24 protein-coding genes and 2 tRNA genes are annotated in these 22,587 nt (G+C 69.1%); 19 read left to right on the forward strand and 7 right to left on the reverse strand.

Translation table 11 applies throughout. The features are described from left to right. Positions 1-70 precede the first annotated feature (70 nt). Positions 71-757: a response regulator gene (locus ABT304_RS15105; protein WP_350716237.1), complete on the reverse strand. Its 687-nt coding sequence runs from the start codon at positions 755-757 to the stop codon at positions 71-73. Next, complete coding sequence (locus tag ABT304_RS15110) at positions 754-1,914, reverse strand: sensor histidine kinase (protein ID WP_350716239.1); 1,161 nt, start codon at positions 1,912-1,914, stop codon at positions 754-756. Before ABT304_RS15110 ends, ABT304_RS15105 begins: the two co-directional genes overlap by 4 nt. Positions 1,915-2,047: 133 nt before the next feature. Between ABT304_RS15110 and ABT304_RS15115 the strand changes: the two genes are divergently transcribed. The 8 genes from ABT304_RS15115 (at position 2,048) to ABT304_RS15150 (ending at position 7,730) form a co-directional block, all read left to right on the forward strand. Further along, on the forward strand, positions 2,048-2,977 hold the full coding sequence (locus ABT304_RS15115; RefSeq protein WP_201451081.1) for an ABC transporter ATP-binding protein: 930 nt from the start codon (positions 2,048-2,050) through the stop codon (positions 2,975-2,977). Next, on the forward strand, positions 2,974-3,813 hold the full coding sequence (locus ABT304_RS15120; RefSeq protein WP_350716241.1) for a hypothetical protein: 840 nt from the start codon (positions 2,974-2,976) through the stop codon (positions 3,811-3,813). The genes ABT304_RS15115 and ABT304_RS15120 overlap by 4 nt, the downstream gene beginning before the upstream one ends. A gap of 73 nt (positions 3,814-3,886) precedes the next feature. Continuing rightward, complete coding sequence (locus ABT304_RS15125) at positions 3,887-4,645, forward strand: SGNH/GDSL hydrolase family protein (protein ID WP_350716242.1); 759 nt, start codon at positions 3,887-3,889, stop codon at positions 4,643-4,645. Positions 4,646-4,654: 9 nt separating this feature from the next. Then, positions 4,655-5,362, forward strand: coding sequence for a ribonuclease PH (gene rph, locus ABT304_RS15130; RefSeq protein ID WP_350716244.1), 708 nt, complete (start codon positions 4,655-4,657; stop codon positions 5,360-5,362). Further along, entirely contained in the window at positions 5,352-5,978 is a 627-nt protein-coding gene (gene rdgB / locus ABT304_RS15135; RefSeq protein WP_350716246.1) for an RdgB/HAM1 family non-canonical purine NTP pyrophosphatase, read from the forward strand. The genes rph and rdgB overlap by 11 nt, the downstream gene beginning before the upstream one ends. 79 nt (positions 5,979-6,057) lie before the next feature. Beyond that, a complete protein-coding gene (locus ABT304_RS15140; RefSeq protein WP_350716248.1) occupies positions 6,058-6,468 on the forward strand; it encodes a RelB antitoxin-like protein in 411 nt (136 codons plus the stop codon). 1 nt (position 6,469) lies between these two features. Next, entirely contained in the window at positions 6,470-6,901 is a 432-nt protein-coding gene (locus tag ABT304_RS15145; protein WP_350716250.1) for a hypothetical protein, read from the forward strand. 61 nt (positions 6,902-6,962) lie between these two features. After that, entirely contained in the window at positions 6,963-7,730 is a 768-nt protein-coding gene (locus ABT304_RS15150; protein ID WP_350716252.1) for a 2-phosphosulfolactate phosphatase, read from the forward strand. On the opposite strand, the gene ABT304_RS15155 is transcribed toward ABT304_RS15150, so the two are convergent. Genes ABT304_RS15155 through cls form a run of 3 tightly spaced genes read right to left on the reverse strand, consistent with a single transcriptional unit; the run spans position 7,714 to position 10,417 of the window. Continuing rightward, the gene (locus ABT304_RS15155) at positions 7,714-8,448 is read right to left on the reverse strand and encodes a cytochrome c biogenesis CcdA family protein (protein WP_350716254.1); all 735 of its coding nucleotides are present in this window, start codon (positions 8,446-8,448) and stop codon (positions 7,714-7,716) included. The two genes, ABT304_RS15150 and ABT304_RS15155, sit on opposite strands and share 17 nt — an antisense overlap. Then, positions 8,445-8,918, reverse strand: coding sequence for a thioredoxin family protein (locus ABT304_RS15160; protein ID WP_350716256.1), 474 nt, complete (start codon positions 8,916-8,918; stop codon positions 8,445-8,447). The genes ABT304_RS15155 and ABT304_RS15160 overlap by 4 nt, the downstream gene beginning before the upstream one ends. Positions 8,919-8,968: 50 nt before the next feature. Then, entirely contained in the window at positions 8,969-10,417 is a 1,449-nt protein-coding gene (gene cls, locus ABT304_RS15165; RefSeq protein WP_350716258.1) for a cardiolipin synthase, read from the reverse strand. A gap of 45 nt (positions 10,418-10,462) precedes the next feature. Here cls and ABT304_RS15170 point away from each other — a divergent pair, with 45 nt between their 5' ends. Genes ABT304_RS15170 through ABT304_RS15180 form a run of 3 tightly spaced genes read left to right on the forward strand, consistent with a single transcriptional unit; the run spans position 10,463 to position 12,619 of the window. Continuing rightward, complete coding sequence (locus ABT304_RS15170) at positions 10,463-11,386, forward strand: alpha/beta hydrolase (RefSeq protein WP_350716260.1); 924 nt, start codon at positions 10,463-10,465, stop codon at positions 11,384-11,386. Further along, the gene (locus tag ABT304_RS15175) at positions 11,383-12,027 is read left to right on the forward strand and encodes a class I SAM-dependent DNA methyltransferase (protein WP_350716262.1); all 645 of its coding nucleotides are present in this window, start codon (positions 11,383-11,385) and stop codon (positions 12,025-12,027) included. The genes ABT304_RS15170 and ABT304_RS15175 overlap by 4 nt, the downstream gene beginning before the upstream one ends. A gap of 19 nt (positions 12,028-12,046) precedes the next feature. Next, the gene (locus ABT304_RS15180; protein WP_160024677.1) at positions 12,047-12,619 is read left to right on the forward strand and encodes an LURP-one-related family protein; all 573 of its coding nucleotides are present in this window, start codon (positions 12,047-12,049) and stop codon (positions 12,617-12,619) included. Positions 12,620-12,629: 10 nt separating this feature from the next. Here the strand turns inward: ABT304_RS15180 and ABT304_RS15185 are convergent, their stop codons facing one another. Next, positions 12,630-13,676 carry an inositol monophosphatase family protein gene (locus ABT304_RS15185; RefSeq protein WP_350716264.1) on the reverse strand — a complete coding sequence of 349 codons (1,047 nt, stop codon included), beginning with the start codon at positions 13,674-13,676 and terminating at the stop codon, positions 12,630-12,632. A 595-nt stretch (positions 13,677-14,271) separates the two neighbouring features. Between ABT304_RS15185 and ABT304_RS15190 the strand changes: the two genes are divergently transcribed. From ABT304_RS15190 to tig, 7 genes are all read left to right on the forward strand, one after another. Next, positions 14,272-15,543, forward strand: a complete 1,272-nt coding sequence (locus tag ABT304_RS15190; protein ID WP_350716266.1) for an HNH endonuclease signature motif containing protein — start codon at positions 14,272-14,274, stop codon at positions 15,541-15,543. Positions 15,544-16,184: 641 nt separating this feature from the next. Continuing rightward, a complete protein-coding gene (locus ABT304_RS15195) occupies positions 16,185-16,703 on the forward strand; it encodes a ribose-5-phosphate isomerase (RefSeq protein ID WP_350716267.1) in 519 nt (172 codons plus the stop codon). 7 nt (positions 16,704-16,710) lie between these two features. Then, positions 16,711-17,553 (forward strand): Fpg/Nei family DNA glycosylase, encoded by an 843-nt coding sequence (locus tag ABT304_RS15200; protein WP_350716269.1) that lies wholly within the window; start codon positions 16,711-16,713, stop codon positions 17,551-17,553. A 66-nt stretch (positions 17,554-17,619) separates the two neighbouring features. Then, the gene (locus tag ABT304_RS15205) at positions 17,620-18,696 is read left to right on the forward strand and encodes a PP2C family protein-serine/threonine phosphatase (protein WP_350716270.1); all 1,077 of its coding nucleotides are present in this window, start codon (positions 17,620-17,622) and stop codon (positions 18,694-18,696) included. A gap of 105 nt (positions 18,697-18,801) precedes the next feature. Then, positions 18,802-18,875 (forward strand) — tRNA-Gly (locus ABT304_RS15210). A gap of 35 nt (positions 18,876-18,910) precedes the next feature. Continuing rightward, positions 18,911-18,983 (forward strand) — tRNA-Pro (locus tag ABT304_RS15215). 57 nt (positions 18,984-19,040) lie between these two features. Beyond that, a complete protein-coding gene (gene tig / locus ABT304_RS15220; protein ID WP_350716272.1) occupies positions 19,041-20,429 on the forward strand; it encodes a trigger factor in 1,389 nt (462 codons plus the stop codon). A gap of 71 nt (positions 20,430-20,500) precedes the next feature. On the opposite strand, the gene ABT304_RS15225 is transcribed toward tig, so the two are convergent. Then, a complete protein-coding gene (locus ABT304_RS15225; RefSeq protein ID WP_350716274.1) occupies positions 20,501-21,268 on the reverse strand; it encodes a hypothetical protein in 768 nt (255 codons plus the stop codon). 209 nt (positions 21,269-21,477) lie between these two features. On the opposite strand from ABT304_RS15225, the gene ABT304_RS15230 reads away from it, so the two are divergent. Next, positions 21,478-22,464, forward strand: coding sequence for a lipase family protein (locus tag ABT304_RS15230; RefSeq protein ID WP_350716276.1), 987 nt, complete (start codon positions 21,478-21,480; stop codon positions 22,462-22,464). Positions 22,465-22,587 lie beyond the last annotated feature (123 nt).

Here is a 22,587-nt window from a genome sequence, read left to right on the forward strand (position 1 = left end):
AGAGGACCATGTTGGTCTCGACACGCCGTCGCTCGTTCCTCACGACGGCGGCTCGACCTGCGGGGCGGGGTCAGACCAGGCCAGCGTCATGCACGGTGATCGCGATCTGCACCCGGTTGGTGGCGCCGAGCTTGTCGAAGAGGCGCGAGACGTGCGCCTTGACGGTCGGGATCGAGAGGTAGAGCTCCTTGGCGATCTCGGCGTTGCTCAGCCCGCGCCCGACGGCGAGGGCGACCTCGTGCTCGCGCTCGGTGAGCGCCTCGAGCCGGCGGCTGGCGGCAGCGGCGCGCTCGCCGGTCGGCTCGGCGCGGAGCCGGGTGATCAGGGTGCGGGTCGCCTTGGGGGAGAGGATCGGCTCGCCCGAGGCGACCGCGCGGATCGCCGCGACGATCTCGGGCGGGGGTGTGTCCTTGAGCAGGAACCCGTCGGCGCCGGCGGCGAGGGCGTCGACGACGTACTCGTCGGCACCGAAGGTGGTCAGCACGATGACCCTCGGAGACCTGGGCTCGGTGAGCACCCGGCGGGTCGCCTCGAGGCCGTTGATGCGCGGCATCCGGATGTCCATCAGCACCACGTCAGGGGCGGACGTACGGACCAGAGCGAGCGCCTCCTGGCCATCGGTGGCCTCGCCGACGACCTCGATGTCGGCCTGACCGCCGAGCATCAGCCCGAGGGCAGAGCGTACGAGCGGGTCGTCGTCGACGATCCCCACCTTGATCTTGACCGGACTCTCTGGGCTGGTCCCTGGGCTGCTCACTGGCCCCACGGTAGCCATGCTTCGAGGATGAAGACATCCTTTTCCGTGCGGTGCGTGAGGCGTCCCCCCGCCAGGTCGACGCGCTCGGTGAGCCCGACCAGGCCCAGCCCGGCGCCCGGCGTGTTGGAGTCGAAGCCGAGCCGGTTGCGCAGCAGCACCTCGATCCCGTGCTCCTCCGAGCCCTGCAGGGACACCTTCAGGGCCGCCCCGGGCGCATGTTTGCGGGCGTTGGTGATGCCCTCCTGCACGACCCGGTAGATCGACCGCCCGACCGCCTCCGGCGGCGATCCCTCGACGTCGTCGTCGAAGGTGATGTTCATGCCGCCCTCGCGGGCCTCCTCGACGAGGCGGCCGAGGTCGGCGTACGTCGGCTGGGGCGCGGTCTCAGGATCCTCGCCGTTTCCTCGCAGCACGCCGAGGACGGTCCGGAGGTCGTCGAGCGCCCGGTGGGCACCGTCGCGGATGGTGCCGACCTCGGCCCGCAGCTGGTCGGCGGAGAGGTCCTCGCGATAGGCGAGCGCGCCGGCCTGCATGGAGATGTGGGAGATGCGGTGGGCGAGCACGTCGTGCATCTCGCGGGCGATCCGCCGGCGCTCGGTCTCGCGGGCCTGGGAGACGCGCAGCGCCTGCTCGGCCTCGGCGGTCTCGGCGCGGAGCCGGAGCGTCGCGATCAGCTCACGGCGGGAGCCGATGTACATGCCCCACGCGACCATCGCGGCGATGACCACCACGTTGGCGCCGAGGTTGAAGCCCCACAGCGGGATGCCAGGGATCTCCTCGGTGGGGGTGGTCTCCATGACCGCGAACCAGAACATGCCGGCGGCGACGTTGAGCAGGGAGATCGGGATGATCTCGCGCCAGCGGCGCCGGGTCGCCAGCGAGACCAGAGCGAGGCTCGACGCCCCGGCGGAGAGGATCGAGAACGCCCCGGCGACGATGGTGAACGTGGCGATCGCCACCGGCCAGCGGCGGCGCCAGAAGACCAGGACCATGGAGACGACGCCGAGGCCGAGGTCGAGCAGGAAGCGCCACTCCGGCCACCCGTCGGTGCTGGATATCAGGCCGATGGCGCTGATCCCCAGCGCGAGGAGATATCGCCACACGTGCCCCCACAGGCTCAGGCGTGGCTGATAGGCCTCAGGTGACGGTTGCTGCACGGCGTACACGCTAGTCACCCGAGGTCGGGGACACAGGATCCCGCGGTCGCGCCAGGACCCATACTTTCGTCGGGTCGAGGGTCATCCGTATGTCCGATGCAGTCTGCGCCGGAGGCACGGCAGGATGTACGACATGATCAAAGTCGAAGGACTGACGAGGGTCTATGGGACCTTCACCGCGGTCGACGACGTGTCGTTCACCGCCGAGGCCGGCAAAGTCACCGGCTTCCTCGGCCCGAACGGCGCGGGCAAGTCGACCACCATGCGCATCATGGTCGGACTGACCAACCCCACCAAGGGTCGGGCAACGATCAACGGCAGTCTCTACGCCGACCTCCCCAACCCGGGCCGCCACGTCGGCGTCCTGCTCGACGCCAGCGCCCAGCACGACGGCCGCACCGGCCGCGAGGTGCTCACGCTCGCCGCGATGACGATGGGCCTGCCCAAGTCGCGCGTCGACGAGATGCTCGAGCTGGTCTCGCTGACGCCGTCGGAGGCGAAGCGCCGGATCAAGAACTACTCGCTGGGCATGAAGCAGCGTCTCGGCATCGCGCACGCGCTGATCGGTGACCCCAAGGTGCTGATCCTGGACGAGCCGGCCAACGGCCTGGACCCTGCGGGTATCCGCTGGATGCGTGGTCTGCTGAAGGAGTACGCCGACCGCGGCGGCACCGTCCTGCTCTCCTCCCACCTGCTGCACGAGGTCGAGCAGATCGCCGATGAGCTGATCCTCATCGGCAACGGCCGCATCGTGGCCGAGGGCACCAAGGACGCCATCCTCGCCGGCCAGGGCACTGCTGGCCAGTCGCTGGTCACCTCCCTGGACAATGAGGCGCTCACCGTCGCGCTCAAGGCCAAGGGCTACAGCGTCGAGCCGATCGGCACCGGCATGCGCGTCTCCGCCGCCCCGGCAGAGGTGGGCAAGGCCGCTCTGGAGGCCAACGTCGTGCTCACCGACCTGCGTGACGGCGGCGCCGGGCTCGAGGACATCTTCCTGCAGCTCACCGCCGAGACCCAGCGCGAGAGCACCACCCAGATCCACGCCGAAGGAGTCTCCGCATGAGCGCCGTATCCGTAGCGCCGTCCACCCCGCTCCCGGCGGTCACCAAGGTGCCGTTCGGCCGGCTGCTGCTGGTCGAGTGGCGCAAGATGACCGACACCCGTGCCGGCCGCGCCCTGCTGATCATTTCGGCAGGCATGCTGCTGCTGGTCATGGGCATCGTGGTCCTGGTGGCCGCGCTCAACGAGACCTTCACGCTTGGTCTCTCCGCCTGGTCCTCGATCCTGACGATCCCGCTCTCCCTGCTCACTCCGGTGCTGGCGATCATGATCGTCACCCAGGAGTGGGGCCAGCGCACCAACATGGTGACCTTCAGCCTCGAGCCGAGCAGGCTGCGGGTGATGGCGGCCAAGCTGGTCGCCGTCGTCGCCCTCGCGATCGCGCTGATCGCTGTCGCGCTGCTGTGCGGCATCGTCGGCAACGCGCTCGCCGCCGCTGTCGGTGGCTATGACGCGAGCTGGACCATCAACGGCGAGATTCTGGCCTGGACGATCGCGCAGCAGCTGCTCTACTTCGTGAGCGCCTTCGGCATCGCGATGTGCCTGCTCAGCACGCCGTTCTCGATCGTGGTCGTCTACGTCGACCAGCTGATCCTGCCGCTGATGGTGTGGTCGACGCTGTTCTTCATCTTCGACTGGGCCGCCGACGTGATTCCCTTCATCGACATGGGCTACGCGATGTCGCCGTTCATGGGGACCGGCGGCATGACGCCGGACGGGGCGCAGCTGCCCGACCCCGGTACGCAGCAGGTGCTCGCACTGATCTGCAGCATCTTCCTGTGGGTGGTCGTCCCGGTCGTGCTGGGCGCCTACCGGGTGATCAAGTCCGAGGTGAAGTAGTTCATCGGACTGTTCGCGACACGACACGCGGGGGTGGGTGCTTCGGCACCCACCCCCGTCACCGTTGTCAGACGTGGGCACCTACCTGCGTTACGCGGCGCTCGGTGACAGCGCCACCGTTGGCCTCGGCGACCCCACCGTTGAGGGTTGGCGAGGATGGGCCAGGCTTCTCGCCGAGGCTCTGAGACAGACGTACGACATCTCCTTCTGCAACACCGCGGTCATCGGCGCGACCTCGACCGTCGTGGTCGAGCAGCAGCTCGCCGATGCGGTGGCGCACCGGCCCGACGTGGCCTCGCTGATCGTCGGGGTCAACGACGTGATGCGGTCGAGCTGGGACACCGAGCGTCTCCGCAGCGACCTGATGACCTGCGCCGACGCGCTCGCGGGCCAGGGTGCGCTGCTGATGACGGCGCGCTTCCACGACCACTCGGTGATGTGGCCGATGCCTGGCTGGGTGAAGCGGTCGATCCAGCGGCGTACGGCCGACCTCAACGCCATCTGGGACGAGGTCCATGCCACCTACGGGAGCCTGCGGCTGGACCTGGGTGCGGTTCCCGACCTGCACGAGCGAAGGTTCTGGGCCGCCGACCGGCTGCACCCCTCCGAGCTCGGCCACCGGCGGATGGCTCGTGCGTTCGGCGAGCAGCTGGTGGCGTACGGCCTCTCCTTCGAGCCGCCGTCGCTGGAGCCGGCCGGCGGGCTGCCGACCACCTGGCGGCAGGACCTGGCCTGGATGGCGGGCGAGGGCGTGCCCTGGATGGGGCGCCGGGCGCGGGATCTGGGCCCGTGGGTCGTACGCCGGGCGTGGGCACGGGAGACCGTTGCATAGGGTGGTCCCGTGACCACACGAGCTGACGGGCGCGCCGACGACGAGCTGCGCCCCATCAAGATCACCCGCAATTGGCTGGACTACGCGGCCGGTTCCGTCCTCATCGAGTTCGGCAAGACCCGCGTCCTGTGCGCCGCCTCGGCCTCCGAGGGCGTGCCGCGCTGGCGCAAGGGCTCCGGGCTGGGCTGGGTGACGGCTGAGTACGCCATGCTCCCCGCCGCCACCCACGAGCGCTCCTCGCGCGAGTCGGTGAAGGGCAAGATCGGCGGACGTACGCACGAGATCTCCCGGCTGGTCGGGCGCTCGCTGCGCGCCGTCATCGACTACAAGGCGCTCGGCGAGAACACCATCAACATCGACTGCGACGTGCTGCAGGCCGACGGTGGGACGCGCACGGCCGCGATCACCGGCGCCTACGTCGCGCTGGCCGACGCGGTCGCCTCGCTGGGTGTCTCGAAGGCGCTCACCGGCTCCGTCGCCGCGATCTCGGTCGGGATCATCGACGGTGTGCCGCGCCTCGACCTGCCCTACGAGGAGGACGTGCGCGCCGAGACCGACATGAACATCGTGATGACTGGCGAGGGCAAGTTCGTCGAGGTGCAGGGCACCGCCGAGGGCGCCGCCTTCGACCGTGCCGAGCTCGACGCCCTGCTGGCACTGGGCGAGAAGGGCTGCGCCGACCTGACCAAGCTGCAGGAGGCCGCACTTGCCGGCTGAGCCCAGGAACGAGCCCAGCATCCACGTCGCCTCGCGCAACGCCAAGAAGCTGGAGGAGATGTTCCGGATCCTCTCGCCGCTGGTGCCCGGGGTCTCGGTCGTCGGCCTCGACGACGTCACCCACTACGACGAGCCGGTCGAGGACGCACCGACGTTCGAGGGCAATGCGCTGATCAAGGCCAGGGCCGGTTTCAAGGCCACCGGCCTGCCGACCGTCGCGGACGACTCGGGTCTCTGCGTCGACGCGCTCAACGGGATGCCCGGGGTGCTCTCGGCGCGCTGGGGCGGTCCGCCCAAGTCCGACGCGCGCAACAACGAGCTGCTCCTGGCTCAGCTCTCCGACGTCCCCGACGAGCGCCGCGGCGCCCACTTCGCCTGCGCGATCGCCTTCGTCTGGGACGGTGGCGAGATCGTGGTCGAGGGCCGCATGGACGGCCGGATCATCCGCGAGGTCCGCGGTGATGGCGGCTTCGGCTACGACGTCCTGTTCGTCGCGGTCGACACCGAGGACGGACGTACGTCTGCGGAGCTGTCGATCGAGGAGAAGGACGCCATCTCCCACCGTGGCCGCGCGATGCGCGAGATCTCCCCACAGATCGCGAAGCTGCTCGCCTGATCCGCTTGCTCATGTCTGGGCGGCGGTCGATTCAGCCACGCCGTGTACACTGTGTACACATGCCGTGGAGGGAGGCTGTATGGGTGCGTCAGTGGACTACCAGAGTGCCCGCGAGGCACGAGAGCACTTCAAGGACATGCTCGACGCCGCAGATGGCGGCCGCCCGGCGACCGTTTCGCGTGGGGCGCGCCGGGTGGCGGCGGTGGACGCGGACCGCTTGGTCCACTTCCTGATCAGCGTTCGTCCCTCGGGTGCGGTCGCAGTCGCAGAGAACGACGCGTGGTCGATCTTCATCCCGGGTCTGCCGGTGGCTGCCGACGGTGTCACGCTCGACGAGGCGGTCGAGGAGATGGTCGACGCGCTTCGCGACTACGCCGAGGACTGGGTCGACCGGCTGCACGCCGCGCCCAACCACGCCGACAACTGGGGCCTGGTGCAGATCGTGGGGTTGGCCTCCGACGAGCAGCTACGCGACTGGCTGCTGGCCTGACATGGTCGAGCGCAGACGTCCGGCGACGAGGGTCGACCACCAGTCCTTCTGCGTCACCGAAGGATGGATCGAGCGCCGGCGGGCTACCGGCAAGCGCGGCACTCATCACGTCAACTACGAGCTCGCCGTTCCCGACGGCCGCATCCTCTACACGCGCATCAGTCATCCCGTCGACCGAACGGACTACGGGCCGAGCATCTGGGGCCACATCCTCAAGGATCAGCTCGAGGTCACCGCCGAGGAGTTCTGGGCATGCGTGGAGGAGAAGACCCTTCCCGCGCGCAGCCAGATGCCGGAGCCGCGCGAGGCCATCCCGCTGGGAGTGCTCCGGGTCCTGATCCAGGAGGCACACATCCCCGAGGCGGAGGTGCGGGCGATGACCAAGGCGGAAGCCATCCAACGTCTGGCCGACTTCTATACCCGCGGCTCGTGAACCATGAGCACGACGCCAAGGTCGATCGCGGCGGGGTGAACGGGCCGGTTAGCCTCGGCGCGTGACCGCCTTCGACGCGCAGCACCGTCAGCACGCCTACCGGTTCCGGCTCGAGTGGGGGCCGGTGGGCGCCGAGGCGATCGGGCCGGTGGACATCGCCGTCGTGGTGGACGTGCTCTCGTTCACCACGACCCTGACGGTCGCCGTCGAGCGCGGGATCGAGGTCTTTCCGTTCCGGTGGCGGGACGACCGGGCGGAGGCGTACGCACGTGAGCGTGACGCCGTACTCGCGGTGCAGCGTCAGGACGCGGTCCCCGGCCGGCCCTCGCTCTCGCCCGCCTCGCTGCACCGGGCCGAGGGTGTCCGGCGGCTCGTGCTGCCCTCGCCCAACGGGTCGACGATCAGCAGTCTTCTCGCCGACGGCGGTGCCACGGTCGTCGGTGCCTCGCTCCGCAACCGCATCGCGGTCGCCGAGTGGCTCGCTCCCCGCTGCGCCGCGGGCGCGAGCGTCGCCTTCATCGCGTCGGGGGAGCGCTGGCAGGACGGCACGCTCCGCCCTGCGGTCGAGGACCTCTGGGGCGCCGGGGCGGTGCTGGCCGCCCTCGACCCGAGCGACCTCTCGCCCGAGGCCGCGATGGCGCGCGACGCTTTCCGCGCGGCCGATCTTCCGGACGCGCTCCATGCCTGCGCGGGCGGCCGGGAGCTGACCGCGAAGGGCTATGCCGACGACGTGGTCGTGGCCTCCGAGGTGGACGGCTCGTCGGTGGTTCCGCTCCTGCGCGGCCAGTCGTTCGTGTCGGCCGCAGACCGGCTCACTGATCCGTGCTGAGCCGGCCCTCCAGACCGATCTGCCAGTCGAAGAGCCCCTGCTCCACGAGCAGCGTGAGCAAAGCCTTGTCCAGCCCGGTCGCGATCGCGACGCCGATGAGCACCAGGACGACACCGAGCACCTTGTGGAAGGCGCCCTCGGGGTCGATCGCCCACCTGAGCCTGGCGATCAGCGCCCGGCCGCCCGCCATGACCGCGGCCAGCAGGAGCGTCAGGCCCGCGACGTACGCGAGCAGGTAGCCGAGTCCCCGCAGCGGCTCAGCCGGGAGAATGGCCGCCACGATCAAGGCGTACGTCGGGCTGCAGGCGCTGAAGACCGGCCCCATGCTCGCGCCCAGGAGGATGTCGCCGCCGATCCCGCGACGGGTGCTCGCCCGGGCCAGACGCTCCTGGGCGCGCGAGCCGAGCCCGAGCCGGAACGCCACCGCGTCCCACAGCCGTGGCCAGATCATCACCACACCGAAGAGCGCCACGATCACGCCCGAGAGGACGCTCCAGAACCGTGGTGGGACGTCGATCAAGAGGGTTGTCGACTTGAGCACGACACTGAACACGATGACGGAGACACCGAGCGCCGCCACCGCCACCCACGGCCGGCGCTCGCCGGTCCCGCGGGAGAGGCCGTACCCACGGGAGAATATGGCCGGCACGAACGCCACCACGCAGGGGGCGAGGACCGAGAGCGCCCCGGCGAGGAACGACGCGAGCAGCAGCGTCACTGGGTGTTCTCGAGGATGGTGTCGACCGACTTGTCCTGGCCGTAGCCGGACCAGAGCTTGACCGTCTTGCCGGCAGGGTCGACGCGTACGAAGGTCGACTGGATCGTCACCCCGTGCTGCTTGCGCAGGTCGGTCGAGGAGTCGTAGTCGACCTTCAGGATCTGGGCGCCCTCAGGCACCTCACCGCTCTTGATCGCCTCCTCGAACCCGCGGCACTCGGGGCACCAGGGCGCGTGGAAGAAGAGGATCGTGTCGGTGTAGCACTCGTCGGCGACGGCCGCCTCGGAGTAGTCGGCATAGCGTCCCGTTGCCTCGCACGTGGGGGAGGAGTCGTCTCCGGCGGCCGGCGAGGTGGGCGGCGTGCTCGCGCTGGTGGAGGGCGATGCGGAGTCATCGGCGGTCTCCGTCGCGCCGCAGCCGACGGTCACCGCGCAGAGGATGGTCAACAGGGCCAGGAATCGGGTGCTCACGGGCATGGGTTCGGAGCGCAACTCTCCCCGGACTGGTGGGTGCACCGACCTCATTGAAGAGCGGCGGTCAGGCGCAGCACGTTGTCGACGTACGCCGCGACCTTCGGCCGCGCGAGCCACTCCTCGAGCAGCAGCTCGCGCGAGATGGCCCGGTAGCCGTCCTCGACCTTCCGCAGCTGTGCCACCGGTTCGCCGTCGAAGAGCATCAGCGAGATCTCGTAGTTGAGCGCGAAGGAGCGCATGTCCATGTTGCTCGAGCCGAGCACGGCGACCTCGTCGTCGATGCTGAAGTGCTTGGAGTGCAGGACGGCGGGCTTGGGGTAGAGGTAGATGCGGACACCGGCCTCCAGCAGCGCCTCGTAGTAGGAGCGCTGGGCGTGGAAGACCATGAACTGGTCCTTGCCCTCGCTGACGAAGAGCTCGACCTCGACGCCACGGCGGGCGGCCGTCGTCACGGCGTACAGCAGCGACTCGTCCGGCACGAAGTAGGGGCTGGTGATCGAGATCCGCTTCCTGGCGGCGTACATGAGGTGGGTGAACGCGCGCAGGTTGTTCTCGGCGTCGACACCCGGTCCACTGGGCACGATCTGACCGGTCACGTCCCCGGCGCGCGGTGCGGTGGCGGCCAGCTCGGACCGCAGCAGCTCGCCGGTCTCGGTGTCCCAGTCGCTGGCGAAGACGACGTTCAGCGCAGTCACCAGCGGACCCTCGATCCGGGCGTTCAGCTCGACCCACTCCCGGCCGGCCCGGTGGTTCTTGGGCTTGTTGTAGCCGGGCTCGATGAGGTTCTGCGATCCCATGAACGCGACCCGGCCGTCGACCACCAGGAGCTTGCGATGGTTGCGCAGGTCGGGGCGGCGGATCTGGCCGCGGAGGGGATCGATCGGCAGCAGGGGGTACCAGTCGATGTCGGAGGCGTCGAGTCGCTTGACGAGCTGGCGCCAGAGCGGGATGCCGCGTGAGCCCAGGTGGTCGAGGAGTAGCCGTACGCTCACCCCACGCGCCGCGGCCCGGTCGAGGGCGTCGAAGAACGGCTCGGTCATGTGGTCGCAGGCGGTGATGTAGAACTGCACGTGCACGTACGTCTCGGCCTCGTCCACCGCGGCCGTCATCGCCTCGATGGAGGCGGCGTAGTCGCCGATCAGATCGATCCGGTTCCCGGCCCTGGCAGGCAGTGAACCGAGCCGTTCGTTCAGCTCGATCGTGGCCACGTCGACCTCGGAGATCGTCTTCTCGTGCGGCGTCCGCGGTAGGCCGCGTACGTAGCTCAGCACCTCCTCGTTGAGCGCCCGCTGCCGCTCGTGACGCCGCCGGTCGAGCCGGGTCTGACCGAGCAGCAGGTAGCCGATCAGGCCGATTCCCGGGATGAAGAAGATGGCCAGCAGCCACGCCATCGCACTGCTCGGACGCCGGTTCTTCGGCACCACCCCGAGCGCGATGACCTTGACCAGCAGGTCGATGATGTAGATCGAGGTCCCCATGACCCCCGCCACTGTCATGCGCATCAGCATGCACCACCGCCACTCGTGTGGGAATCTTCTGACATGGTTCGACTCTTCCCCGCCGCCCGCCGTGCCATCGCCGCCGAGGAGGCGTCACCGCCGGTCTGGGAGGTCGACGTGGCCGCCCAGCGTGATCAGGCCCGCAAGATGGCCGCGGCCGAGGCGAAGGAGGGGGTCGCGGAGGTCACCGGCATCGACGCCGACGGGGTTCCGTGCCGGCTCTACACCCCCGAGGACGTACGCGAGGGGGTGATCGTCCACCTCCACGGTGGTGGCTTCGTCTTCAACGACGTCGAGGTCCACGACGCCGCGTGCCGGCGGCTGGCCAACCGGAGCGGGCTGCGGGTGCTGTCCGTCGACTATCGCAGGCCTCCGGAGGACCCCTATCCCGCGGCTCCCGATGATGTCGACGCGGTCGTCAAGTGGCTGGGCAACGACCCGCTGCTGAGCACGCTGCCGGTGTACGTCCACGGCGACAGCGCCGGCGGCAACCTCGCTCTCGTCGCGGCTCTTCGCAACCCGGGTGTCTTCGGCGCGATGGTGCTCGTCTACCCGTTCCTCGACCCGTCGATGAGCACCCCGGGCTACGCCATGGAGGACGGCTGGAACGAGGAGGCGGCGTGGTACTGGAAGCAGTACGCCTCGACCGAGGCCGATCTCCGCAATCCCGACCTCGGCCCGTATCTCGCCTCTGACGAGGAGCTCCGTGGCCTGCCGCCGACGCTGATCGTCAGCGCCGAGGGCGACATCCTCACCGACGAGAACGAGGACTTCGCGCTCCGGTTGGCCGACCTCGGCGTCGAGGTGGTCGCGTTCCGCGCGGTCGGCCAGATCCACGGCTTCTGGCGCCACGGCCAGACCTTCCCCGCCGCGGAATCGGTGATGGCGATGACCGCTGCCTTCTTGAATCAGCACAGCATGAACCAGCACAGCGTGAACCAGCACAGTTCGCGGGGACGTCAGTGACGGAGCCCTACGACGTCACCGAGGTCCGGGCCGCCTACGACACCGTCTCCAAGGCGTACGCCGAGATCGTCGACCCGACGATGACCGAGACCTCCTTCGACGCCGGTGTGCTCGACACGTTCATCAGCTACGTACGCAAGGACGGTGGCGGGCTGGTCGGCGACATCGGCTGCGGGCCCGGTCGGGTGACGGCCTATCTGGCCGAGCGGGGGATCGACGTCTTCGGGGTCGACCTGTCGACGGGCATGATCGCGCAGGCCAAGGAGCGGCATCCGGCGCTCCGGTTCGAGGTCGGCGACATGGCCCGTCTCCCGCTCCGCGACGGTGAGCTCGCCGGGGTGCTGGCGTGGTACTCGCTCATCCACACCCCGCCAGCGCGCCGGCCCGAGGTCATCGCCGAGCTCGCCCGGGTCACCCGTCGCGGCGGACGGTTCGTGACCGCCTTCCAGGTCGGGGACGAGCACGTACGCCACATCGGCGCCTACGGCCACGACGTCACCTTCGACGGCTACCGGCTCCCGGTCGAAGCGACCAGCGCCCTGCTCGAGGAGGCGGGTTTCGAGGTCACCGGGACGGTGGTGCGCTCCGCCGAGGACTGGGAGCGGACGCCGCAGGCGTATCTCGTCGCGCGCCGTCGCTGACGACCGATAGGTTGCGCCCATGACGCAGCAGCCGTACCACGTACCCCGCTTCTTCCTCCGCCAGAAGGTGACGCCCTTCGCCAACAAGTACGTCGCCCAGGCCGCCAACGCCGACGGCTCGGAGGGGCAGGTGCTCGCCTTCGCGCAGCAGAAGCGGCTGGCGTTCAAGGAGCAGGTGACGTTCTACGCCGACGAGTCGAAGTCGCAGGCCGTCTTCGCGTTCAAGGCGCGCGCGGTGATGGACCTCAACGCCGGCTACGACGTCACTGACCCGAGCGGTGCGGCGCTGGGCTTCTTCCGCAAGGACTTCGGCAAGAGCCTGCTGCGCTCGACCTTCCAGGTGGAGGGTCCGGGCTACTCCGGCACCGGTCAGGAGCGCAACCAGGTCATCGCCATCCTGCGCCGCTTCACCGAGCTCGACTTCCTGCCGATCCACTTCGACTACGTGTCCTCCGAGGGCCAGCCGCTGATCTCGATCGAGCGCCGCTTCGCCTTCCGTGACAAGTACACGGTCACCGTCCACGACCCGCGCGTCGACTTCCGGGTCGCCGCTGCTCTCGCGGTCGCGATGGACGCGCTGATGCAGCGCTGAGCCGTTCGGCTCAGGGTCCGTCCGCCGCCGCCAGGTGCGGACGGACCAGGTCCAGCAGCAGCCGGTGGGTGGCCGCGTCGGCCGCGGCGATCATCCCGCGGCCGGTGTGGATCGGGTCGCCGTTGAGGTCGGTGACGACGCAGCCGGCGGCCTGGCACAGCGCGATGCCGGCGGTGAAGTGGACGCTCCCCTCGAGGTAGCCGTCGGTGACGTACGCCGCTCGCCGTCCGGCCGCCACCCAGGCGACCGCGAGCGTGGAGGACATCACCCGCGGGCCGAACTGGGCTCGCAGACGCGGGTCGGCGACGAGCTGCCCGCCGACGAACGGCCGGTCTAGCGGGCCATCGCACTGGATGTCGACGAGCCGGGTGCGCGGGGTCGGCGTGAGGGCCGTGTCGCCGCCGCCCTGGCGCAGCCGGGCGGAGGTGCCGTCGGTCCAGAAGATCTCCTCGCTGATCGGGTCGGCCGCTACAGCCGCCTGGATGCCGTCGGGTGTCACGAGCGCGACGTTCACCGCGGCGAGCGGGGTCTGGGCGGCGTAGTTGAGCGTCCCGCAGAGCGGGTCGACCAACCATCGCCGCTCGCTGTCCCCGCTGCGCCCGGTCTCCTCGCCCTCGAAGGCGTCGTCGGGCCGGTACGACGCGATCGTCTCCCGGATCGCCTTCTCCGAGGCGATGTCCGCCTCGGTCGCGAAGTCCGTGGGGGACTTGTCGAAGTGGCTGAGATCGGTGCCGTACATCTGCTTGACGACGGCCGCCCCGGCGGTGGCCGCGGCGATCGCGACGGCCTCGTCCGGGAACGCCGCCCGGAAGGAGTCGATCGCCGGGTCCGGTTGCTGCTCCGGCTCGTCGCCGATGAAGACCGCCACGACCTCTGCCTCGGGATCCTCGTCCAGGCTGGGCAGGATCTTGTCGCGCCAGCTCCACAGGTTGGGATGGTCATAGTCGACGTACGCCTCCGCGGGCGAGATCAGCTCGATCGCCCTCTCGAGGTCTTCTCGGGACAGTCTGTACGCCGCGGTGCCGCTCGTGTGTCCGACGACTGTTGCGATCACCACGGCCGGGAGGCGGTGGCCGTAGGCGTTGACCAGGGGGAAATGCTCTGGCCTGTGGTCGGGTGCTGTCGATGGGCGGAGGCCTACGCCGTGGGCGTTCGGGGGCGTCCAGCCTTCGATCGCTGATTCGAACCTTGATCGTGCCGCGAGGATCTCGTCCATCGTCGTCCAGTGGTCCACGGTGGGGGAATCTATCGGGGGGTTTGTCTTTCGGGGACTGCTTTTTCGGCTGTTCTTCTTGGTTGGGGTGGGCCGCCGACCCTTCTTGGAGGGTGTTCTCGACGAACCCCGGAGTCAAGGACGGCCTTCGGCCGCCGGCTTCGCCGGCCGCTTCGCGGTCCTTGACACCGGGGCCCGTCGAGAAAAACTTGGCTGGCTATCGGGGCGGCGGCCCGGGTGTGGTGCAGCGGAATCTTGCTTGAAACCGGTGAGGTTGATGGGGCGGAAGGGTGGCCCTCCGGGCCACTTACCATCCACAGAAACGAGGATGTTCGCTCACCGCGAAAGTGGTCTCTGATCAGGGAAAATAGATGGCCAGACCGGGAGGGTGAGCGTAGAATCAGACTCATCACAGCACACCTCCAAGGAGAGGACAGCGATGAGTCTCGGCCGCTCGATCGACCCCTGGGGCACCAACCCCGGGGATGCGATCGACGCTGCCTTGGCGGCCATCGAGACCGCCCTTCAAGATCTCCTCTCGACCGATCCGGCCTATTGGCGCACGGGCCAGAAGAAGGACTTGCTGGAGCGGTTGGAGAAACTCCAAGCCCAACAGGCTGCGTTGAAGCTGCGAGTGCTCGCATCTGCCGGTGACATCGCCGAGGAGACCGGTGCCAAGGACGCCTCGGGGTGGATGCGGACCGAGCTGCTCGTGGACAAGGGCGTGGCTCGCTCCCAGGTGAAACTCGCGGCGGCAGTGACCAAGTACGACCTCGTGGCCGCCGGTCTCGCTGAGGGTGTGGTGTCCCAGGACAAGGCCCGGGTGATCACCCAGGCCCTCGACGCCATCGAGACCGATCCCGCCGCCAGTGCCGAGGACTTGGTCCTGGCTGAGAAGCTGCTGGTCGATTACGCGACCCGGTTGACGGCGAACGAGTTGAAGATCGTCGGCCGCCGGATTCTCGCTGAGATCGACCCGGAGCGGTTCGAGCAGGCTGAGGCCAGGGCGTTGCAGCGGGAGGAAGACCACGCCCAGCGGCGTACGTTCTTCTCCTCGCGTGACAACGGCGACGGCACCATCGACATCCACGCCCGCGTCTCCCGTGCGGTCGGGCTGCGGTTGCGGACCCTGCTGGACTCGTTGGCTCAGCCCAGGAAGCTCTCCGCCGAGGACAAGGGCCGCAAAGCCCCCTATGACCGGTTGCTGGGTCAGGCGTTCGCCCGGGTGGTCGAGACCTACGACGTCGACCAGCTCCCCAGGCACGGTGGGCACGGCACCACGGTGTTCATCACGATGAGCGTGGAGGATCTCCGCAAGGACCTCGGCACCGCCTCCCTGGGTTTCGATGGGGAGCAGATCACCGCCGCGGAGGCTCGCCGGATGGCCTGCAACGCAGATCTGGTGCCGGTGGTGTTGGGCACCGACTCCGAGATCCTCGACTTCGGCCGCACCGCGAGGTTGGCGTATCCGGTCCAACACCGCGCGCTCCGGCTACGCGACAAGTGTTGCCAAGCCGAAGACTGCGACGCACCAGCAGCCTGGACCGAAGCCCACCACCTGGAACCATGGTCCGAGGGCGGCCTCACGAATCTGGCGAACATGGTCTTGTTGTGTGCGAGTGATCATCGTCGGATCCACGATCCCGACTACACCTATGAGCGGCTCCCGAGCGGCCGGATCCGGTTCACCAGGCGCACCCGAACCAGCTGATCCACGGGCTGGCCTGCGCCGCCGTGCCCGTATTCATCCGATCCCACGATGGACCGATCGCTGATCTGCGTCCACACCCACCGTCCTGTCGTGCCACTCCTGCCGGGTGGCTAACCTGCCGATGCTCCGCCGGGCAGTGCTGATCCGGACGGCGCTGCCATCGGGCGGCGCTACCGGTACACGGCGCATTTATCGCCACCTGATGACCCTGCCCATCCGTCCAGGCGACCGCCTGAAACGGGGCGTGGCCAGTAGTCAGCTGAGGCAGCAGCGTCCACTCTGCTGCGGTCGTCGCCCCGTGCTCCGGGCTACCTTGTGAAGCGTTCACAAGGTGTCATCGTCTTGTAAAAGCACGAGGAGACCATCCACTACCAGTAGTCACCGGCCCCAGACCCCAAGCCGGTACGCAACCCAAGGAATCCGCGCCACACCCCGCCGCCGACCCGATATACAGCCAAAATTCTCGACGGAGCCCGGTGTCAAGGACCGCGAAGCGGCCGGCGAAGCCGGCGGCCGAAGGCCGTCCTTGACGCCGGGATCTGGCGAGAACACCATCCATAACGGGTCGGCGGCCCAGCCCGACAAGAGACACCAACCCCGCCAAGTCCGAAGATGAGCAACAGGTAGGAGAGGATGGGCGTATGCGCGTCCACATCGGCTGTGACCATGCCGGTCTCGAACTGAAGTCCCACCTGATCAACCGTCTGACGGAGCTCGGCTACGAGCCTGTCGACCATGGCCCGTTCGTCTACGACGCACTCGACGACTACCCGGTCTTCTGCATCCGGGCGGCCGAGGGAGTGGCCCGGGACCGGGAGCAGGGGCTGGACAGCCTCGGCGTCGTGATCGGGGGGTCGGGCAACGGTGAGCAGATGGCGGCCAACAAGGTGACCGGCATCCGCTGCGCCCTCGCGTGGAGCGAGGAGACCGCCAAGCTCGCCCGTGACCACAACAATGCCCAGGTGGTCGCGGTCGGCGGCCGGATGCACAGCCTCGAGGACATGACGAAGTTCGTCGAGATCTTCCTGGCCGAGCCGTTCAGCGAGGACGAGCGGCACGTACGCCGCATCGACCAGCTCCACGCCTACGACGCCGACGGCGTACGTCCGCCGCTCCCCGACTCGGCCAAGGGCCTGGGGCCCGCCGAGGACCAGGACTGATCCGGGGATGCCCGAGGGGCACACCCTCCACCGTCTCGCGCTCGATCTGAGCGACGCCTTCGCCGGCCAGCAGGTCCGGGTCAGCAGCCCGCAGGGCCGGTTCGCCGACTCCGCCGCGCTGCTGGACGGCCAGGTCTTCGCTGGGGCCGAGGCGTGGGGCAAGCAGCTCTTCCTCGAGTTCCCGGGGGAGCAGTACGTCCACATCCATCTCGGCCTCTACGGCAAGCTCGACCTGAAGCCGTACGTCACTGAGCCGCCGCTGCCCGTCGGTCAGGTCCGACTCCGGCTGACCGGAAGCGAGACGTACGCGGACCTGCGCGGCGCCAACACCTGCAACCTCGTCACCGCGGCCCAGCGTGACGCGGTGGTCGCGAAGCTCGGGCCGGACCCGCTGCGCGACGACGCCGACCCGGGGCGCGCGTGGCTGCGGATCAGCCGGAGCCGTACGACCATCGGCGCGCTGCTGATGGACCAGTCCGTCCTGGCCGGCGTGGGCAACGTCTATCGGGCCGAGGTGCTCTTCCGACACCGGATCGACCCGATGCGCCCCGGCAACACCCTGCGCAGGCAGCAGTGGGACGCCATCTGGGACGACCTGGTCGAGCTCATGAAGCTCGGCGTCCAGAGGAACCGCATCGACACCGTCCGCGACGAGCACACCCCCGAGGCGATGGGCCGTCCCCCGCGTCAGGACGACCACGGCGGCGAGGTCTACGTCTACCGCCGGCACGGCCAGCCCTGCCTGGTGTGCGGCACGAGCGTACGGACCACCGAGCTGCAGCAGCGCAACCTGTTCTGGTGCCCGAAGTGCCAGCGCACGTACCGGCCCCGGACGAGCGTAAAGAAGTAGCCCGCACTACTCTCCGGCCTGCGAGAACGACCACGCAGCCCCCACCTCGAGACCTAGAGTGAGGCCATGTCGAGCCATGCCTTCGCAGACCGCCTGCGGAGCAACGCGATCCGCCGCAGGTTCCGTGACCCGGAGCTGCGAGCGGTGCTGTGGCTCGGGCTGCTGACCATCGTCCTGACGGTCCTCGCGGCGGCTCAGACAGGTTGGCTGCAGGTGGTCCCGGTGGCGGTCCTCACCGTGCCGCTGCTGCTCGGAGCGGTGCTGCTCGGGCCCCGTACGCTCAGCTGGTTCGTGGTCTTCGTGATGGTGATGATCGTGGTCGCCGCCAGCCAGGTGACGCTCTCCGACCGGGATGCCGCCGCCATCGGCGTGCACTTCCTGCTCGGCGCGATCGTGCTGTTCGTCGCGATGCGCCGCACCTACCTCGGTGTCGGGGGCTTGAGCGACGAGATGATGCTGCTCGACCTGACCCACAAGCTCGACCAGGGTGCGATCCCGCCGATGCCTCACGGATGGCTCGCCGACTCGGCCGTCCTGCCGGCGGGCGGCACCCGGTTCGCCGGCGACTTCGTGGTGGCCGCGCGGGAGGCCGACCGGCTGGAGATCGTCGTCGTCGACGTCTCCGGCAAGGGGGAGCGTGCGGGCACCAGAGCACTTCAGCTCTCTGGTGCGTTCGGCGGCCTCCTCGGCGCCGTATCGCCTGCCGAGTTCCTGCCCGCCGCCAACCGCTACCTGCTCCGTCAGGACTGGCAGGAGGGCTTCGCGACCGCGGTCTACCTCTCGATCGACCTCGACAACGGCGCGTACGAGATCCGTACGGCCGGCCACCCGCCCGCTCTCCTGCGCCGCGCCGCCACCGGCCGCTGGGAGGAGGCCGAGAGCGACGGCCCGGTGCTGGGGCTCATCGACGACGTCGAGTTCGACGCCTGCGAGGGAGTGCTCGGGGTGGGCGACATGGTGATGCTCTACACCGACGGCGTCGTGGAGGCGCGGGGTGTCGACCTCGAGCGCGGCATCGCCGACCTGGTCGCCACCGCCGACCACCTCGCGGTCACCGGCAGAGGTGGGGGAGCGCGCCGCCTGCTCGAGGGACTGAGCGCCAGCTCCGACGATCGCGCCCTCGTCGCGGTCGGGCGACGGTGACCAAACCAACGCTGCGAACCGACCGGTAGGGGAGCCGGTTACAGGTGTGAGCCAGATCTATGGCAGGATTTCGCAGGTCGCACGAGGGCCCTGGCTCTCGCGTGCGCGGATGTAGCTCAATGGTAGAGCCTCAGTCTTCCAAACTGATTACGCGGGTTCGATTCCCGTCATCCGCTCCAAGTGCCATTCCCGCTGATTGGGGAGGGGCCCTTGACGGGGCGTAGCGTAGTGGCTAGCGCGCCTGCTTTGGGAGCAGGAGACCGCAGGTTCGAGTCCTGTCGCCCCGACATTTCATTGCCCTGCACGCGACATCATTCTCAGAAACAAACGACAGGAGACACCCTGTGAAGAGCGCCGTCGAGACGTTGAGCCCGACCCGGGCCAAGCTGACCGTCGAGGTGCCCTTCGAGGAGCTCAAGCCGAGCCTCGACGCGGCGTACAAGCAGATCGCCAAGCAGATCAACGTTCCCGGCTTCCGCCGGGGCAAGGTCCCGCCCCAGGTGATCGACAAGCAGGTCGGCCGCGGCGCGGTGCTCTCCGAGGCGGTCAACAACGTCCTCCCGCAGATGTACTTCGACGCCCTCCAGGAGAACTCGCTCGAGCCGCTCGCGCAGCCCGAGATCGAGGTCACCAAGCTCGAGGACAACGAGACCCTGGAGTTCACCGCCGAGGTCGACGTCAAGCCCGAGATCACGCTGCCCGACTACGAGGGCATCGAGGCCAAGGTCGACGACATCGAGCTCACCGACGCTGACGTCGAGGAGCAGATCCAGGCGATGCGCGAGCGCTTCGGCACTCTGAAGGACCTCGAGCGCGCCGCCGCCGACGGCGACTTCGTGGTCATCGACCTGAAGGCGACCAAGGACGGCGAGGACGTCGAGGGCGCCGAGGCCGTCGGGATGAGCTACCAGGTCGGCAAGGGCGGCATGCTCGACGGCCTGGACGAGGCCATCGTCGGTCTGTCCGCCGGCGAGTCCAAGGACTTCAAGAGCACCCTCGTGGGCGGTGAGCTGATCGGCCAGGAGGTCGACGTCAACGTCACCGTCAACCAGGTGCAGGAGCAGGAGCTCCCGGCGTACGACGACGACTTCGCCCAGCTCGCCAGCGAGTTCGACACCGTCAAGGAGCTCGAGGAGGACGTCCGCGCCCGCCTCGGCAACGGCAAGCGCCTCGAGCAGGCTGCTGCCGCCCGTGACGCCGTCCTCGAGGCGCTCCTGGAGCAGCTCGAGATCCCGCTGCCCGAGAGCATCGTCACCGACGAGCTCAACGCGCGCCGCGAGGGCATCGAGCAGCAGCTCGGCTTCGCCGGCCTCACCTTCGAGAAGTACCTCGAGGACGAGGAGCAGACGATCGAGGAGTTCGAGGCCGACCTCGAGCGCCGCGTTCGTGACGCCGTCGCCGCCCAGCTGATCCTCGACCAGATCGCCAAGGAGAAGGAGATCGGGGTCGAGCAGCAGGAGCTGACCGAGCACATGATGCGCCGCGCGCAGCAGTCCGGCCAGGACCCGCAGGAGTTCGTCAACCACATGCTCGAGCACAACCACGTGCCCGAGCTGGTCCAGGAGATCCTGCGCGGCAAGGCGCTCGCCCAGCTCGTCGAGGCCGCCAAGGTCACCGACGAGTCCGGCAACCATGTCGAGCTGAAGAACCTCCGCCCCGACGGCACCATCGGTGAGGACGAGCCCGAGGCTGAGGCCGAGGCCCCCGAGGAGACCGAGAAGGCTGACGCCTGATCACCCTCAGACGTACGTCACAGCGCCCCTGCCTCGCGGCGGGGGCGCTGTCGTTTTCGTCCGAGTCGGCGCTACTGGGCGTCGAAGTTGTCCGTCGGGTCGCCGGAGACCTCCAGATGCTTGGCCGCACAGTCGGTCTTCGACAGGCCCTGCTCGACACACCACTCCAGCGCGGGTGTGGAGGTGTCACTGGGGTGGGGCACCACGACGGCGTACATCCCCGGCTTCACGTACGAGCTCGGCCACTCGCCGGTGTCGAGGAGCAGCGCCTCGGGGTGGGCGGTCTTGATCTTCTGGTAGCGGGTCAGCGCCTGGTGCCAGTCGGCGTCGCCGCCGTCCCCGGCACCGACCGCCGCCAGCTGCGGGATCCAGGTGCCGATGAGCTTGGTGGCCGCTTCGGTGTCGAGGCGGGAGATGCGGAGCAGCTGATGCTCCGGCGGGGCGTTCGGGTCCACGGAGGGCACGCTCGACGGCTCGCTCGTGGGGCTGGTCGAGGGCTCCGGCTCCGCCTCGGACTGCACGGGTCCGGCCCCGTCCTTGCCGAAGATGAACCCGAGCACTCCGGCGACGAGCACCAGCACCACGATCATCACCAGGATCGGCGCGGTACGGCCCTTCCGTTGCGCCGGGGGCGGCGAGGCGGGGTCGTCGAAGAAGTATCCCCGCGTGCTGCGACCCGTGGTCGCGTCGTCGCCGAGCTCGTCCACGAAGAGCGGACGGTGCTGCTCCGGGGGAGCCAGGAGCGGGGTTCCGCAGCCGATGCAGTAGATGGCCCCGGGCAGCAGGGCATCGCCGCACGACTGGCAGTGCGTTTCCTTCTCGTCGGTCTCATCAGCCACGCACAGACACCCCCTTCCGCATCCGACGGTAACCCGCGAGGGCCGCTGTCGTCACGCAACACCAGTAACAACAGCATCACGGACACCAGAAGCGTGAGTGAACGCAAACGTACTGAGTGTGGTCGCGGCGTTGTGATCTGAGACACAGACGGGCCGGACAGTGGGCACAGGTGATCCTGTCGGCCCGGCGTAGGCCCTACGCTGCCAGCGTGACCTCCAGCCCTGAGACCGTCCGCGCCGTGGTCCTCAACGTCGAGGACGCTCCGGTGGACCCCGACGCCGAGGAGCTGCTCGACCGCGGTCAGAGCAAGGTGGCCGGCCTCGTCGGTCTGGCGAAGCTCGCCTGGCGCATCACGGCCTTCGCCCGTCGCCCGTTCGCGGCTCCGTTCGCGCTCGCGACGCCGATCATCCGCGGTGTCGTCAACACCGACTCCGGACCCGCCGTCGCGGTCCAGCACCAGGGTCGCATGGTCAGCCCGAAGGAGTGGGCCGCCGCCCAGCGCCAGGTCGGGACGAGCCCTCGGATCCTGGTCCTGATTCCGCCGGCGGGCAAGGACGAGACCGTCTGGGACGAGGGGTCGCAGGCGACCGGGGCGACGTACGCCGACCGGCTCGCCGAGCTGCTCGGCTGGATGCCGCTGCACATGCACGTGTCGGCCGGCAGCAAGTCGGTGCCCGCCGCGGTGGCGCTCAGCAGCCGGATCCAGGAGTGCGTCGACGCCCTCGCGGCGGAGCCGCGCATCGTCCTGGTCGGCTACGCCGGTGGTGGTCTGATCGCCCGCAACGCGCTCGGCGTGGCGACCGCCGGGGCACGCCCGTGGACGACGTACGTCTCGGAGCTGATCGCGCTCGGCACGACGCCCTATGCGGTCACCTCGGCCCCGATCTCGGGTGGGGTCGGCAAACAGCTCGACGAGCACCTCGCCGGGATCGCGGTCGTCGGGGCCGACGAGGCGATGCTGCCGCCGCGCCCGGATGTGGACTATCTGCTGGTCACCGACAAGGCGACCTCGCGCCCCAACCGGGTCGGGCGACTCTTCGGGGAGATGCTGTGGTGGCGGCACAAGACGCCGCTGCGGTCGCGGCGGGTGCGCGACCTGTTCCCGACGGCGGAGCGCTTCACGCTCTCGACCGCCGAGACGCCGCTGTCGAACCATCCGGCGGTTCACGACGCCCTGCTGCGCTGGCTGGCGTAGCCGTGGGGATCGCGGTGCCGCGCGGATTGCGACGCGATCGCCAATAGTTCTGCCGTCGGCGAACAATGGCACACCAGCCGTGGAACAACTGGATGTGGCGGCTAGTGTCGATCCTGTGAACAT

Source organism: Nocardioides sp. NPDC000445, assembly GCF_040300245.1.
Classification (GTDB): Bacteria; Actinomycetota; Actinomycetes; order Propionibacteriales; family Nocardioidaceae; genus Nocardioides.